The organism is Bradyrhizobium jicamae, assembly GCF_018130695.1.
Classification (GTDB): Bacteria; Pseudomonadota; Alphaproteobacteria; order Rhizobiales; family Xanthobacteraceae; genus Bradyrhizobium; species Bradyrhizobium jicamae_B.
This window is the reverse complement of record NZ_JAFCJX010000002.1, coordinates 127,645-143,043: the sequence shown is the minus strand read 5'-3', so window position 1 is coordinate 143,043 and position 15,399 is coordinate 127,645. Positions and strand designations below refer to the sequence as shown.

Sequence of the window (15,399 nt, the reverse complement as noted above, 5' to 3'; positions counted from 1 at the left end):
TTTTTTGAATTCAGATGGCGGCTTCCGTCACCGGGTCGAACAGGTGAATGCTCTCGGGTTCGACCCAGAACTGCGCGGCGCCCTCGCTCGCAAAGGGCGACTCGGAATTGACCTCGATGGTGACGGCTTCGCCGCCGCAATCGGCAATCAGGACGGAGTGAGCGCCGACATACTCGGCAAGCCGGATATTCACCGAGAGGCTGGAGGCGCCATCCTGGGTCGCACCGCTACGAATGGAGGACGGTCGCAAGCCGACGATCACCGCGCGATCGCGCCGCCCGGCCAAGGCCGCACCACGCTGGTCCGGCAGCGCCAGATCGAACCCGCTGCCGCGGACGCAAAGACGGCCGCCTGCCTCGGACAGTTCGCCCCGCAGCACGTTCATGGGCGGCGAGCCGATGAAGCCCGCGACAAAGAGATTGGCGGGCCGCCGATAGAGATCGGACGGCGAACCCTGCTGCTGGATCTTGCCGCCGTGCATCACCACGATGCGGTCACCAAGTGTCATGGCCTCGATCTGGTCGTGGGTCACGTAAATCATGTTCTTCTCGACCCGCTTGCGCATCAACGCGAGCTCGGCGCGCATCTGACTGCGGAGCTTGGCGTCGAGATTGGACAGCGGCTCGTCGAACAGGAAAACCGATGCGTCCTTGACCAGCGCGCGCCCCATCGCCACGCGCTGACGCTGGCCTCCGGAGAGTTCGCGGGGCTTGCGCGACAGCAAATGCGAGATCGACAGCAGCTCGGCGACGCGCGTCACCCGCGCATCGATCTCGGCTTTCGGGTAGCGCGCAAGACGCAGCGCGAACGACATGTTCCTCGCGACGTCCATGTGCGGGTACAGGGCGTAGTCCTGGAAGACCATGGCGATGTCGCGATCTTTCGGATCGAGCCGGCTGACCTCACGATTGCCGATCCAGATCTCGCCCCCGGAGGCATCCTCCAGTCCGGCGACCATGCGCAGCGTCGTCGACTTGCCGCATCCGGACGGACCGACGAGCACCGTGAATTCCTTGTCGGCCATATCGAGATCAAGGCCATCGATCACGGACAGCGCGCCGAAGCGCTTTTGAAGACCCTTGATTTGGATGCTCGGCATTTCCTCGGTCCTTGAGTTCGCCCGCGAAAAGGGGCATCCTCATATTGTTATCGATAACACTGTATACAGTGCGCAGATGCGCCGCGCAAGAGGCTGTGAACGCGACATGGACGGAGGCGGAAAAGCCGAGCGGCACCAGGATTCTATGCGCATGCGGGACGTGGCGAACGCACTCGGCGTCTCCAGCATGACGGTCTCGCGTGCGCTGCGACGGGACACGTCCGTGGCGCCCGACACGCGCGCTGCCGTTCTCAAGGCCGTCGCAGCTCTCGGCTACGTGCCCGATCAGACCGCTGGCAGCCTGTCCTCGCGACGGTCCCGTTTCGTCGCCGCGCTGATCCCCTCGCTCAACAATCCTCATTTCAGCGAGACGGCGCAGGCGCTGTCGACCGAGTTCGAAGCGAGAGGATTGCAGCTTCTGCTCGGATACACCAACTACGATGCCGTTAAGGAAGAAGCGCTCGTGACGGCGATGCTGCGCAGAAAGCCTGAGGCGATCGTGCTGACGAATGACGGGCACACAAAGGCAACGCGTGCCATGCTCCACCGGGCCAAAATCCCAGTCTTCGAGATGTGGGACCTGCCGAAGAAACCGATCGGGAGAAGCGTCGGGTTCTCGAATACGCAAGCGATGCATGATTTCGTGCGGGCGCTGGCGGAGAAAGGTTATCGCCGGATCGTCTTTCTGGGAGAACGAGACGACGAGGGCACGCGCGGCGCAGCCCGCCGCGCGGGTTATCTCGCTGCCATAGCGGAATTGGGACTGGAGCCGCGGCTCTCGAACATCATACGGCCGCCAGCGACCATGTCGGACGGCGCGGCCGGATTGGACCTGGTGCTGTCAGAATGGCCGGACAGCGACTTGATCATCTGCGTGTCCGACCCGCTCGCCTTCGGCGTGATCATGGCGTGCCGGTCCAGGGCGATTTCTGTCCCGGAAACCCTTGCGGTCGCAGGGTTCGGCGACTTCGAGGTGGCGCGCGTGTCACATCCCGGCATCACGACGGTGAGCATCGATGCACATGCGATCGGTCAACGTACCGCACAAGCGGTGCTTGACGCGCTCGCGGATCGAACCAGCGCGAGGGAGCCGCGCAACCTCATTCTGCCCATTCAGATCACAATGCGCGAGAGTGCATAGATGCCCGTCCTCGGCTTCTGGCCGGATGGAGAACGAAGCCAGCGAAGCCTTCTTTGCCCCGCACGCGAGCGCCGCGGCATCTCGCGTACCGGGCGGCTGGATTCTTTTGACTGGCAGCATCCCTCAAACCGAACAAGTATTCGGTACAAGGCTAATTCAAGCGCACAGGAACGCATGAAATCGCAGTTTTGCGCACGGAGAGAGCGGGAGTCGAACCCACGATCAGTGATACTGAACGGTGAGCAGCCGGCGACCGCCAGACTCAAACGGCGCACAACGGCTCTGCAAAAAGAACCAAGCTGGTGTTTCAGGTCAGCCGACCAATCACAAGGCCTGGTAGAAGCTCCATCATGGAGCGAGGCGAACTAGCCCAAGCTGAACTGAGGCAACAAGAGCAAAGTCAGAAACAGGCGATTGGGCCGAGGGATGTCGAGTCGGCGCGTATGTTTAACCCTCGAAAACTTCCAGCGATTGGTTCCCCACGGCAGACTGATAAGCTTTCTCTCAAAATCGTCCGCGATCAGTCAAAAGGGCCCAGCACGTTTCAGTGGCCGAAACGGTGGTCAACTTGACCGAGGGTCGAAATCCGACGAAAAACCTCAATGAAATTTGGTCGGAGTGGCAGGATTCGAACCTGCGACCCCTGCGTCCCGAACGCACCGGCTCTTCCACCACTGCACGCACTTTCAACGACTTAACACGACTGCACACCCCCACGGTTTTCCGAAATCCGCGGCGATGGACGGCGCTGCGTGCAGATTGCGTGCAAATGCGAATCAAGGGGGCCCGCGCCTGCGCCGCCCTGTCGTGCACGGGCCGACGGACCGTTTCGGCGAGGTGGGATCATGACCGAGCCGGAGCTTCGGGAATGCCTCGACGCCCTGCCCCCGGACATCCGGCAGGAACTCGATGAGATCCGAGAAATCGGCCGCGGTCCGTTCGGCCGCGCTCAGACCCAGCAGATCGTCGACGATCATTTGGTGCTGCTGGTTCGGCTTCGGCGCGACTACCACGCCACCCACGCCGACCTGGTCGAGGTCCTCCGCCTTTGCGGCATTACGGGGCCGGGCGGCGCATCACTGACCGCGGCCACGCTGTCGTCGGCAATCAGCCGGGCCGGCGTCAAGCCCAAGTCCAAGGGCAAGGGCAACTCTCGCTCCTCACCGCCCCGCACCCGAACGCCGCCTCCCGTTCGCGCCCTCGGTCGATCTCCCATTTCGAAACTCCGGGGCCGGCACGACGATGACGGTGATCCCGAGCCCGACCTCGTCGCCGCAAGCCAAACCGCGCCGCCGCGGGCCGTCATGCCGAGCGACGCCGACCTGGTAGTTGGCACGCAGGTCTCCTCTTCGGGCCCCGAGCCGCCCGCAGTCCGCCGCTCCGACCACCGAGATCGGCAGATCGACTTTCTCGCTCGCGCCATGGAGGACTAAATGCCCGACACAATCACTCTCGACGCCCCAAAGACATCGACCGCCGTCACCGAGTTCGTACCCGCGTATCGCTTCATCGAGTTCGTCTCGGTCGCCTCCCACGTCGGCAAGTCGACGCTGGCGGATTTCACGAAGCAGCTGCTCGCCCAGTTCGGCATCCCGATCAGGTTCATCCGCATCGAATCCAAGGCGGCCCGGTCGCGACAGTCGGGCGACGTCGTCCACATCGACACGGAGAATTTCGCAGCGGCTGCAAGGCTCGCAGGTGCGGAGGCAGCCGTGCTTCGGCCGGTTTTCGAGATCATGGAGCAGGCAGCTCTCGACGAGGCACGTCAGGTGATCGTTCTGGACTGGGGCGGCGGCCTTTCCCAGTTGCGTGCCCAGATCTACGCGGCGACGCAGTTCGATGCTCAGCTCTCGGATCTGGGCATGCAGGGTCTCAGCGTGGTGACCACGACGGCCCTGACCGACCGGATGGCTCAGGCGCGCGAACTGATCGAATTGACCCAGGACATCGCGCCCGGCCTCCACATCGCGCTGGCGCTCAACCGCCGTAACGGCGCCTTCGGCTTCGTGGACGGAACCGAAGAGAAGCGCGTCTTCAGGGATCTCATGAAAGCGGCGAAAGACCTGCCTGTCATCAAGGTGCCGGCGGTCGCCGGCGAGAGCTGGCAGGCCTGTCAGGCTGCGGGCCTGACCATGCACGAGGTCATCAACATGGAGCCGGCCGCGCTGAGGCGGCGGTTCGGAAGCGAGAACCGCTGCCTGGTGCGCGCCTTCCAGGCGCACGTGGCGGCGTTCTGGATGAAGGCCGAGAGCGAGATGCTGCAGGTTCTGGCGGGCACGGATGCGGACCCGACGAGCTAGATTTCTGCAGCGTCTGGCCGCGATCGAATCCCAGGCGCCGGCGCTGCAGCGCCGGGCCGAAGCTCGAATCAGGAAGCACTACCGCCTCCATCGCCGGCCTCCGCACGCCGCGGTGACCTGCCTGCTTCCGCGGCGCCGCCTCTACGCGCTGATCTTCCTCGGCGAGCTCGAGCATCGCCTCGGGCTCGCTCCCCTTCTTCTGCGCCTCGGCGCGCTCCGTCGTCATGCCGCCGCCGTGCGCGACCGGCTGCACTGGTAGGTGAACATGTCGAAGCCGAAAGACTCTTCCTCGCCGACACAATCTCCCGGCACCAAGAAGGCCTACGCGCGTCGCTGCCGGCAGCTCGCGGCGGCGGCGCAACGCGAACTCGCGAAGGCGACGGGACAGCGGGCGGACACCATCGACCTGACGCCGACCATGCTCGTCGATTTCGTCATCAGCAAGAAGGGCGATTATCTCGCAAACTCGTGGCGCGTCGTCCGCAGCGCCGTCGTCAGCACGCTGGAGAACAGAGCCATTCTCGTCGGCGAGACCGTCGCCAAGGAAATCAAGACCGAGATCGAGCGGCTCAAGCATGAGAAGCCGGCTCCCGAGAAGGAGAAGAAGCCGGTGACGTCGCGCACCAAGGACAAGTCGCCGACCGAGAAGGACCTGATGCGGATCAGACACGCAGCGTTGGCCAAGCAGACGGAGGGCGCGATCGACCTGGTCCTATACTTCAAGGCAGGGGTGACAACGGGCCTGCGCCCCTGCGAATGGCCTCGCGCTCGCTTCGGCAAGTCCACCCGCGACGGCTATCGATGGATGCTCGTCGTCGAGAACGCCAAGGCCACGAACGGCCGCGCCCACGGACCGGTCCGGACCTTGTATTGGGAAGAGTTGGAGCCCGAAGTCGTGCAGGACATCCTCGCCTGGATCGAGATCGCCCGGGACGTCGGCTACGATCGCCGTCTTAACACGATCGGTCACGCCCTTTGGGAGATCACGCGAGCGCTGTGGCCCCGCCGCAACGAGTGGCCGACCTTGTACTCGGCCCGCCACGTCGCCATCGCCGCCTGGAAGGCCTTCTACGTTCGAAAAGGTCAAAGCCCAGCCGAACGGCTGGAGGCCCTGGCCATCATCGCAGCGCTTTCCGGGCACGTAAGCGACGAGACGGCGAGCACTCATTACGCCCGCGCCAATGCGGCTTCCTGCAAGAGGGTGGTGCCGACGGCCGATCCCGCTGAGGTCCGGAACGTCCGACAGGTCATCAAGCTGGACTGGCGCGAAACCATGCGAGAGGGCAAGGCCAAGAAACAGGCTCAACCACCGGCCTAATCGGCAGAAATTCAGTTCTTCAGCGCCACGCCTTCGCCGTGGGACTTGTTCGGATGCAGGAACATGATGCCGCGCTTCTTCAGAACGTCGCGCACCTGCTCATAAGTCCAGATCCGCAAAGGATTGCTCGGAGGGTCGGTTTCGGCCTCGAGCCGCGCGATCGTGCGCCGGTCGACGCCGGCCTCGCTGGCCAGATCCCTCTGCTCCATCCCCAATAGCCCACGGGCGGCTCTTATCATGCGCCCGGAGGGAATCTTGTCGGCCACGGCCCGCTCCGAATCGAATTGCGAGTTAACCATACACCGGCTGAAGGCTAATGAGCGAGCGCGGAAGCAAATGTCCCTTATGTGTCACTTGACACTTATGTGGCACATAGCCATATGTGTCACGTGTCACTTAAGTGACATCTATCAATGACGAACATCCACTCCAGCAAGACGAGGCCGATCCGGTGAAACCGCCCGTACAGTCTTCTTTCCCCAACGAGATCGCCGTCTCCGGGCGAAACGATCCTGCGCCCTACGCTCTCGAGCGTCCGTTCGCCGCCACGACGATCTATCTGGACGGCCCCCCCGCTGGCCTGCGTCGAATCGAGTCCTGGGGGTCGCGGCTGTCGCTGTTCGCCGGCCCCTATACCGACGCCGGCCGCCTCCGCGCGTTCCTGGATCCGGCCGCCTACGTCGTCTACGCGATCGCTGACCCTGCGCCGGGTTCCAACCAGCCGCCGTATTTCGGCCACAGCGACAAGGAGCGCAGGTGGGGCGACAGGCTTCCCCCGGAGATCAAGGGCACGACGCAGATCTACATCCTGACCGCCGACGGGGGGACGCTCGACAAGGTCATGGCGTCGTACATCGAAGCCCGCTTCATCCAAATCTGCACCGACCTGAATATCAAGCTCCTCAACTCGGCAAGGCCCTATGGAGGCGGCCTTCGTGTACGCGCCGAGGCAGAGCAGCTCGTTGGCCATGCGGAGATGCTGCTGCACGCGGCCGGCTTCACCTGCATCGACGATGCCCGGCGCACTCCTACGACCATCCGGCACAGGCTGTCGGTGACCGCGGACCTCGACGAGATGGTGGTGATGAGCGAGACGGAAGCCATCGCCGTACCGCGCGAAGGCGATCGCTTCCGCCTCTCGCATCGTGAACTGAAGGCGGACGCCTACCGGTGGAATGGCAGCTTCTACGTGTTGCCGGGCGCCGACTACGCGCGGCGGACGCGGGGCGGTCTCTCGGACGATCATCGGAGGCGGCGCGAGCTGATGGAGGCCGAGAAATGGGTCGGCGCAGTCCCGGGCGCCAAGGACAAGATGACGCTGCAACTCGGATTCCGGTGCAGGAGCGGAGCCTTCGCTGCCAAGTTGCTCTCGGGCGAGCACCTCGACGAAGACGCCTGGCTCGCGGCCGATGCGCCCAGCAACAAGGCCAATTCCGGCACGTGCGAGGATCCGGCATGAGCCTGCAATCCCTCGCCGCTTCCTCTCGTCCCCTCGCCGAGACCTTTCTCGATCAACTGCGCAACGGTGCCGGTTTCTCCCGGCTCGCCGGCGAACTCCCGGCGGTCGAGGACGACGAAAGTCAATTGCCCGACGAAGACCGCGACCACGCCCGTCGCCGCACGAAATCGCGCCCTCCATCCCCCGATGCAGCGGCGTCGGCCATCCTGCTCGGGCGTGCGTTCGAAAACTCGCGTGACATCCTCGCCAAGCTGACGGCGCCCGATATGGTCGCCATCATTCAGGTGGCCGATCCGGATCTGGTGAAGCCGATCAGGAGCATGCTGCGCATGCTGTTGGCGAGCGATGCGACCCTCATCGACGGCGACGATCTAGCCGACCGCTTTCGCTCCTCGCCGGCGACCAGCTCCGTCGTCGTGTTCACAGATAGCGGCAAATCGAAGGTCACCACGCAGGACGACGAGGCGGTCGCGGCCGCGATGAGGCTGCGATGCGCGGTGATCGGGATCGCGCGGCCCGGCGATCGGCTGCCTCGTGCGCTGCTGCGGATCGCCGAACACCGCATCGTCGTTCCCCCTATCGACGCCGACGTGGTGGCCGGCGTCATCGAGGCCGTGACCGGCAATCGGCCAGCCTCGATCGACGAGTCCACGAGCCGGCGCATCGGCGTCAACGACCTCGCGATCGCGGTGCGGGAGGACTTGTCCGCGGAACGCTCGCTGGCTCGCCTGCAGCGTCTCGTCGAGATCCCGATCGACGCCGGTCCGCGGTTGTCCGAGCTTTCCGGGCTCGGACAGGCGAAGGTCTATTGCATGCAGGTGGCGGAGACGATGCGCGAGTATCTCGCCGGGACGAGGCCTTGGCACCAATGCCCCCGTGGGCTGCTGCTCAGCGGGCCGCCCGGCACTGGCAAGACTTCGCTGGCCCGCGCGCTGTGCCGGGAGCTTTCCGGGAACGTGAGCTTCATAGCGACGTCCTATGCCGCCTGGCAGGCACATAAGACCGGGCACCTCGGCGACGTCACCGCCGCGATCCGCGAGACCTTCTTCGAGGCCGCGCGGCGTAAGCCGTGCATCATCTATCTTGACGAGTGCAACTCAATACCCGCACGCGGAGGTCGTGACCACGATGCGTGGTGGACGGCGATCGTGAACACCGTCCTGGAAATGATCGATGGGTTCGAACAGACGGAAGGCGTCTTCTTGATCGCCTCCTGCAACGATCCGGCGCGTCTGGACCCCGCGTTGGTCCGCGCAGGAAGGCTCGACCATCACATCGAGATCGGATTGCCGGATATGCCGGGTCTGGTCGGCATCTTCCGCACGCATCTCGGATCGGACTGCGCCGGCGCAGACCTGCGTGAAGCCGCCCTTGCCGCGCGTGGACGCACCGGCGCCGACGTGGAGAAGTGGGTTCGCATCGCCCGGGAGGCGGCGCGCAAGGATAAGCGAGCTTTGACCGTAAAGGACCTCGTCGATGCGGTTCGGGACGGAGAGCCCGACTGGCCCGACGATCTACGCTGGCGCGTTGCCTATCACGAGAGCGGCCATGCCATCGCACATATGGCCCTGGGGATCGGCATGCCGAAATCGCTCTCGATCGACGGCAACGGCGGCTACGCCGAGACGTCGGCGGCCAAGCCGCAGGTGCCGACCCGGGCGCACCTCGAGGATCTGCTCGCGACTATCCTCGCCGGCCGCGCGGCCGAGCAGTTGAAGTTCGCCGAAACGACGACCGGCTCCGGCGGGCCTTCCGCTCGGAGCGATCTTGCCAGAGCGACCAACCTCGCGTTGCGGATGGAAACGTCATATGGCTTCGGATGCCTTGGCCTCGTGACGCTCGCCGAAGACGATCTCAACGACGGTTATCTGCTCATGACGGAGCCTCTCCGATCGGCTACCAACGAGACCCTGAAGAGAGCTTACGCAAAAACGCTCGCCCTCCTCGAACGCAATCGGCGTTCGCTGGACGCACTGGCTCAGGCGCTTTTTTCCGCGGGCTATCTCGATCGCGGCGAGATCGATGCCATCGTCGCAAGGCACCCGCTTGAGTCCGCTTTCGTGGCAAGCGTCCTCCCGCGGACCTCCGCGTCGTCAATCCAGGACGGCGACGCCACGGTCTCCGATCCCGCGATCCGGTAACCAGACGATGTACAACCGAAAAGAAGAGACGATACCGACCGGTATGAACGAAGAACTGGCGAAGCAGCTCGAAGCGACGGGCCGCTACAGGGTGCTGCGCCGCCTCGTGCCGTATCCCGCGAACCTGCGGCCAGACGGTTGCGTGAGGATCGGCATCGCCATCGACGTCGAAACGACCGGTCTCGACGTCGCGCGCGACGAGGTCATCGAACTCGCCATGGTCAAATTCGCCTATTCGGCCGACGACCGCGTTCTCGGCGTCGTCGATGTCTTCCAGGCATTCCAGCAACCCTCCCACCCGATCGCTCCGGAGATCGTCGAGCTGACCGGCATCACCGACGCCATGGTGGATGGCAAAATTATCGACGCAGAGGCGGTCGTTCGATTCGTCGAAAACGCTCAAATAATTGCTGCGCACAACGCTTCGTTCGACCGGAGAATTGCCGAACGGTTCTGGCCGATTTTCGTGCACAAGCCTTGGGCCTGCACCGCAACCGGCCTCCCCTGGAAGGAGCACGGCTTCTCCGGAGCGAAGCTCGAGCACCTTCTGGCGCGATGCGGCCTGTTCTACGACGCCCATCGGGCGACCGACGACTGCGACGCACTCGTGGCGTTGCTCAGCCAAACCTTGCCGCGCGCGTCCGCCACGGTGTTGTCCGTTCTGCTCGAGCAGGCGCGTCGCAAGACCGTGCGGATCTGGGCGTTGCAGTCCCCCTTCCAGCTAAAGGACATCCTGAAACGCCGCAATTACCGTTGGAGCGACGGTGCCGACGGCCGTCCGAAGTCCTGGTACCTGGACATCGACGAGGAGGACTTGGAGGCAGAGCTACGCTTCCTCAGAGCCGAGATCTATCAGCGCGACATCGACATCGAGCGGCAGGAATTCACCGCGCTGGATCGGTATTCGGGAAGATGGTGAACGACAGAGTGTTCTTGTCGCCGGGAACGTGTGAACGGAGAGGTTCAGTCCAACTCGCCGGCGCAATGCGTCTGCCTGCTTCCTGAGGATCTGGCCGCATTTCAGAAATTGATTGGATGACTCCGAACCACCACTAGCAGCCGCAATGCTGCTCTAACAGTGCTGCAAGCCGCGAACTGGCCCTAGGCAAACCTGCCCCCCCGCGGGATATAATACAGCTCTTTGAGCTGCAGTCCGCGGGACGACGGCGACAAAGCCGATCGTCACATCCCAGGCGGCTTGCGCCCCGGTCGGGCCCGCGAAGTTTGCGGTCGCGCGTGCCAAAGGAAGGATGCGCACCCTTGTCGCTGAGATCCTGCAAAAGATCGTCCTCGATACCAAGGCGGCCCGACATCGAAACATCATGCAGGTCTACCAATTCCTGCATGTGGGCGCAGATCCCGGCGGCAACTCCTTTGGCCGCTTCCGAAAGGCCGTCGTCGACGACGAACGACATCACGTTGACGACCTTGGCAACACCAGCGCTTCTGCGCCTCTCGTGCCGGGAACGCGCGTGTCTCCTTCTAGGCGCTGGGGCTTGTGTTGGAAGGCATTGACGGGGCACCGCGGCGGCTCGGCCACGTGGATCGCGCTCGATGACGTGCATTATCGGGATCCGAACGGCGAAGCTGGCTGGGGGCTCGCCACCTGGCAGGCCGACGTCATTAAGGCGCAGAACGAGTTCACGCTGCCAATGCCGCCGTTGTGCCTCCATATCATCGACTGCTGCATGCGTGACTGGAAAAAGGCGGCGAAAGAACGTAAGAAGAATAAGATCAAGCGCGCGAGCAAGGAGTGTTCGCCTCCCGGGTGATGAGCAATGGCGACAGTCCCGTCTCGGGATCCGCACTCGCAAATCACCTGCACAGCATGAGAGGCCTTCGCCAGGGCAACCATCGGGATGTTCTGCGCGGTATCCCGCCATTTCCATGCACATCATTCGTTCCACACTCGGCGACTTCATATCCTCGACCACACGGACCTGCCGCCGGGCACGGCATCGCTGGTGATCGGCCACGAGATCCCAGACGATCGCAGAGACGAGCTCGACCGCGTCGGGAGCATCGGAAAGCGCTGATATTTCCAGGCGCAGCGCATCCCGGAGAAGGCCAAGGCCATGGCGATGTGGTCCGAAGCGCTCTTGAAGGCGTTCCGAGCGGCGGGTGGGCTCTATCCGGACTGAGGTGGAGGGTTGAACGTCGAACTGCCAATCGGGTGGGTGCTTTTCATCTCCGGTGAGAGTGAGCGCCCCCTGCACTGAAGCGATGGCCGAATCTAGTTTGTATGCCCGAGATGGGTAGACGCCCAACACCTCTGAGCTGCATCGGCCGCGCGAGAAAGATTGCGGTAGCGGAGTGGACCAGACCTGAAAGGCAGCGACGCACAGGTGAACACAGCTCACCGATGCTTGCAAACTTCTCATTTGTCGAGCAGTTCCCGCACAACGAAGATTATCACCAAAATGAGAGCTCTTGAGCGTTTTGGGGAGGATGTGCGCTTCAACGAAGCCAAATCGCGCAACGAATTTCTGGCAGGACGGCCTTCGACTTGGCGACGCGTCTGCGCGGCAACCCTCAAATAGATTCGATCGATTTGTTCGGCCGCCCGTCCGTGCTGGTACGACCCCTGGCCGTCCACGCTGAGTGAGTGGCGAAGAATTACGGGACGAGCGCTCCAAAGCTGACTTGTGGTCTTCGAACGCTTGAAAGAGGAGGAGGAAGGGATGAACTTCAGAAGAGTTGCCGGCGCGGCCGCGCTCCTTGCGCTGACTACTGCCGCGGCGCAGGCCGCCGACAAGGATGCGGCCGACACCGCGGTCGAAGCCGCGAAGAAGTACGCGGGCACGACCATCAGCATCGTCTGGGAAGCCGGCCTCCAATCGCTCGATCCGTTGAACTATTCGGGCCCGCAATGGGAGAAGCTCACCGGCATCAAGGTGAAGGTGGTCGAGGTGCCGACCGACCAGATGTTCACCAAGATCATGCAGGATTTTAAATCCGGCGCCGGCGCCTATGACGCACTGAACGTTATTCCGTCCTGGATGCCTGACTTGGCGCGCGCAGGCGCGCTCGAACCTCTCGACAAGTATGTCGACAAGTTCGGTTATCGCGACGAGTTGCAGGACGTCGCGGCCGCCTACCGTGACAACCAGATGCAGTATGACGGGAAGATCTATGGCTTCCCGGACGATGGCGACGTGATGTTGCTCTATTACCGGAAGGACATCTTCGACGATCCGAAGATGAAGGACGCGTTCAAGGCCAAGTTCGGCTACGAGCTTGCGCCGCCAACGGACTGGAAACAGTTCGACGAGATCGGCCAGTTCATCACCGACAAGATGGCGCCGAAGGTCTACGGCGCCGGATTCTTCCGCACCGCGCCCTATCCGCAATACATGTTCCAGGAGCGCTTCCGCATGGAGGGCGGCAAGTTCTTCAATGCCGACACCATGAAGGCCGCGGTGAATGGCGAGGTCGGCCTCAAGGTGTTCAAGCAGATGCTGGCGGAAAACAAGTTCATGCCTCCGGGCGTCGAGCAGTGGAATTTCGTCGACAATCTCGCTGCGTTCCTTCAGGGCACGACCGCCATGACGATCTCCTGGCCGCCCTACGGCCGATGGGCCGCGGGCTATGGCTCGGGCGAGGAAGCTTTGAAGTGGGTGCCGAAATCGCAGGTCGCCGGCAAGGTCGGCTACGCGCTCACGCCTCTCGGTCGTCCCGAGCTCGGCGTCGGCTTCGACTTGTCGGTTTCGGCCACCAGCAAGAACAAGGAGGCTGCGTATCTCTTCATCCAGTGGCTGAACAGCAAGAAGACCAGCCTCGAGCGCGTCCAGCTTCCCTATACGCTGCGCGATCCGTTCCGCCTCTCGCACTACGCGAGCGAGAAATACCGCGCGCTCTGGCCTGACGCTCCAGCCTATCTCGATACGATCAAGACATCCGGCGAGAAGGGCCTGCTCGATCTCTCGCTGCTGCAGCAGGACAAGTACGACGAGGCGATGACCAAGGCGATTTCGAGCCTGTGGGCCGGCGAAGATCCCAAGGCCATTCTCGATCGCATGGCGCAACAATTCGACGCGATCACCGAGAAGGTCGGCATCGAGAACCAGAAAGCCGTCTACAAGGTCTGGGCCGCAAAGCCCGGCGCCTACCCGCAATAGTTGCTTTTGGACGCCGCGCGGGAGGCATCGCCCTCCCGTGCAGCTGCTTCCCGGACTGATGATGACGCTTTCCGCAAGTTTCAAAGCTGCCGAGCAACGCCGCCCCAGCCGCTTCGGGCGCATGCTCGAGGATCGCCTGCCTTATCTCATCGTCGCCCCGGCTATTCTGATCCTTCTCCTGGTCGGCCTGTTTCCTCTGATCTACTCGCTGATCGTGAGCTTCCAGCGCATCACGATGACCGAGAACGACACCTCCTTCGTTGGCCTCTTGAACTATGCGGAGCTGTTCAGGGATACCCGCCTCTGGGCTTCGCTCGGTCACACCACCATCATCACCGCGATCGCCCTCCCCTTGGAGCTGCTGGTCGGCTTCCTAATGGCGCAGCTCTTCATCGATCGCATGCCAGGTCGGCAGATCTTCGTCGCGCTGCTGGTGCTCCCGACGGTGATCTCGCCGATCGTCGCGGGCGCGACCTGGCGTCTGATGTTCGACGTCCGCTTCGGCCCGATTGGCCAGATTCTGAGTTTCTTCGCCGGTGAGCCGGTGCGGATCCTTTGGACCGTCAATCCCTCCTACGTCTATCCGGCGATCATCATCTGCGAGGTCTGGCAGTGGTCGCCGTTTATGTTCCTGCTGCTGCTCGCCGCGCTGTCGAATGTGGACCAGTCGCAGCTCGAGGCCGCGGAGATCGATGGGGCGTCGTACCTGCGCGTGCTTCGCGCGATCGTTCTGCCGGCGATCGCGCCGGTGATCGCCGTCGCCTGCCTGATCCGCGGCCTCGATCTCGTCCGCATCTTCGACATTATCTGGGCCCTCACCGAAGGCGGGCCGGGCTCGATGACCGAGACCATCTCGCTCTACACCTATGTGCAGGGCTTCTCGCAATTCGAGACCAGCTACACGGCCGCGATTTCTTTCCTGGTGATTGCGCTGCTGACGCTGATCACGACCCTGGTCCTTAAGCGCATGGAGCTCGCGCGATGAGGATCGGCAGGCTTCCGGCCAGAAAAGCCCGCATTCTTGCCGTCCGCTATCTCGGCGCCGGCATCGTGACTCTGCTGTTCCTGTTTCCGGTCTATTGGTTGTTCATGATTTCGTTCAAGACACCGGACGAGATCTATCACGTTCCGCCGTTGTGGATTCCCGGGCAGATCCAATTCTCGAACTATTATGTCCTGTTCAGGGATGGCGACGTCCTGGCGATCCTGAACAGCGTGATTGTCGCCGGCGTCAGCTCCGGCGTCGCAATCGTTCTCGGGACGCTCTGCGCCTACAGCCTCGCCAGGTTCGGCACCGGCGGCGAGAACCTCGCGATGTGGATCATCTCCCAGCGCATGATCCCGCCGATCGCTGTCGTCTTCCCGATCTTCCTGATCTACGTGTATTTCGGCCTCGTCGACGGCTATTTCGGGCTGATCCTCCTCTACACCGCATTCAATCTCCCCTACGTGATCTGGATGATGCGCGGCTACATCGTCGACGTTCCGCTGGAGCTCGAGGAGAGCGCGCTGGTTGATGGCCTCAATCGATGGGAGGTGATCTGGAAGGTCGTTTTCCCGATGGTTCGCCCCGGCCTGATGGCGACGTCGGTCTTCACCTTCGTGTTCGCCTGGAACGACTTTCTGTTCGCGCTCGTGCTCACGCGCACCGAGGTCATCACCTTTCCGGTCATGCTGACGCACTATTTCGGCGGCCAATCGAATTTCTGGGCAAAGATCGCGGCGATGTCGGTCCTGGGGACGTTGCCGATCTTCGTCGCAGTCTCGGTGATGCAGCGCTATCTCGTGCGCGGCGTCTCGCTGGGCGCAGTCAAGGGTTAGGG

At 63.1% G+C, this 15,399-nt stretch carries 14 protein-coding genes; 12 read left to right on the top strand and 2 right to left on the bottom strand.

What is annotated here, in order from left to right; all coding sequences use genetic code 11:
• Positions 1-10: 10 nt before the first annotated feature.
• A complete protein-coding gene (locus tag JQ604_RS03415) occupies positions 11-1,099 on the bottom strand; it encodes an ABC transporter ATP-binding protein (protein WP_212352995.1) in 1,089 nt (362 codons plus the stop codon).
• On the opposite strand from JQ604_RS03415, the gene JQ604_RS03410 reads away from it, so the two are divergent.
• The 5 genes from JQ604_RS03410 (at position 1,089) to JQ604_RS03390 (ending at position 5,858) form a co-directional block, all read left to right on the top strand.
• Complete coding sequence (locus JQ604_RS03410) at positions 1,089-2,240, top strand: LacI family DNA-binding transcriptional regulator (RefSeq protein WP_212352993.1); 1,152 nt, start codon at positions 1,089-1,091, stop codon at positions 2,238-2,240. The genes JQ604_RS03415 and JQ604_RS03410 overlap by 11 nt on opposite strands.
• Positions 2,241-3,085: 845 nt before the next feature.
• Positions 3,086-3,673, top strand: a complete 588-nt coding sequence (locus JQ604_RS03405; protein ID WP_212352992.1) for a hypothetical protein — start codon at positions 3,086-3,088, stop codon at positions 3,671-3,673.
• The gene (locus JQ604_RS03400; protein ID WP_212352990.1) at positions 3,674-4,540 is read left to right on the top strand and encodes a hypothetical protein; all 867 of its coding nucleotides are present in this window, start codon (positions 3,674-3,676) and stop codon (positions 4,538-4,540) included.
• Positions 4,521-4,799: a hypothetical protein gene (locus JQ604_RS03395; protein ID WP_210161453.1), complete on the top strand. Its 279-nt coding sequence runs from the start codon at positions 4,521-4,523 to the stop codon at positions 4,797-4,799. Before JQ604_RS03400 ends, JQ604_RS03395 begins: the two co-directional genes overlap by 20 nt.
• Positions 4,800-4,805: 6 nt before the next feature.
• Positions 4,806-5,858, top strand: coding sequence for a hypothetical protein (locus JQ604_RS03390; RefSeq protein ID WP_212352986.1), 1,053 nt, complete (start codon positions 4,806-4,808; stop codon positions 5,856-5,858).
• Positions 5,859-5,869: 11 nt separating this feature from the next.
• On the opposite strand, the gene JQ604_RS03385 is transcribed toward JQ604_RS03390, so the two are convergent.
• Positions 5,870-6,124 (bottom strand): helix-turn-helix transcriptional regulator, encoded by a 255-nt coding sequence (locus JQ604_RS03385; RefSeq protein ID WP_036030044.1) that lies wholly within the window; start codon positions 6,122-6,124, stop codon positions 5,870-5,872.
• A 185-nt stretch (positions 6,125-6,309) separates the two neighbouring features.
• Here JQ604_RS03385 and JQ604_RS03380 point away from each other — a divergent pair, with 185 nt between their 5' ends.
• From JQ604_RS03380 to JQ604_RS03350, 7 genes are all read left to right on the top strand, one after another.
• Positions 6,310-7,317 (top strand): hypothetical protein, encoded by a 1,008-nt coding sequence (locus JQ604_RS03380; protein WP_212352983.1) that lies wholly within the window; start codon positions 6,310-6,312, stop codon positions 7,315-7,317.
• Positions 7,314-9,458, top strand: coding sequence for an AAA family ATPase (locus tag JQ604_RS03375; protein WP_212352969.1), 2,145 nt, complete (start codon positions 7,314-7,316; stop codon positions 9,456-9,458). Before JQ604_RS03380 ends, JQ604_RS03375 begins: the two co-directional genes overlap by 4 nt.
• 7 nt (positions 9,459-9,465) lie before the next feature.
• On the top strand, positions 9,466-10,377 hold the full coding sequence (locus JQ604_RS03370; RefSeq protein ID WP_212352967.1) for a 3'-5' exonuclease: 912 nt from the start codon (positions 9,466-9,468) through the stop codon (positions 10,375-10,377).
• A 331-nt stretch (positions 10,378-10,708) separates the two neighbouring features.
• Positions 10,709-11,230 (top strand): hypothetical protein, encoded by a 522-nt coding sequence (locus tag JQ604_RS03365; RefSeq protein ID WP_212352965.1) that lies wholly within the window; start codon positions 10,709-10,711, stop codon positions 11,228-11,230.
• 909 nt (positions 11,231-12,139) lie between these two features.
• Positions 12,140-13,576, top strand: a complete 1,437-nt coding sequence (locus JQ604_RS03360) for an ABC transporter substrate-binding protein (protein ID WP_212352962.1) — start codon at positions 12,140-12,142, stop codon at positions 13,574-13,576.
• 37 nt (positions 13,577-13,613) lie between these two features.
• Positions 13,614-14,561 carry a carbohydrate ABC transporter permease gene (locus JQ604_RS03355; protein ID WP_212352959.1) on the top strand — a complete coding sequence of 316 codons (948 nt, stop codon included), beginning with the start codon at positions 13,614-13,616 and terminating at the stop codon, positions 14,559-14,561.
• Positions 14,558-15,397, top strand: a complete 840-nt coding sequence (locus JQ604_RS03350; RefSeq protein WP_212352956.1) for a carbohydrate ABC transporter permease — start codon at positions 14,558-14,560, stop codon at positions 15,395-15,397. The genes JQ604_RS03355 and JQ604_RS03350 overlap by 4 nt, the downstream gene beginning before the upstream one ends.
• Positions 15,398-15,399 lie beyond the last annotated feature (2 nt).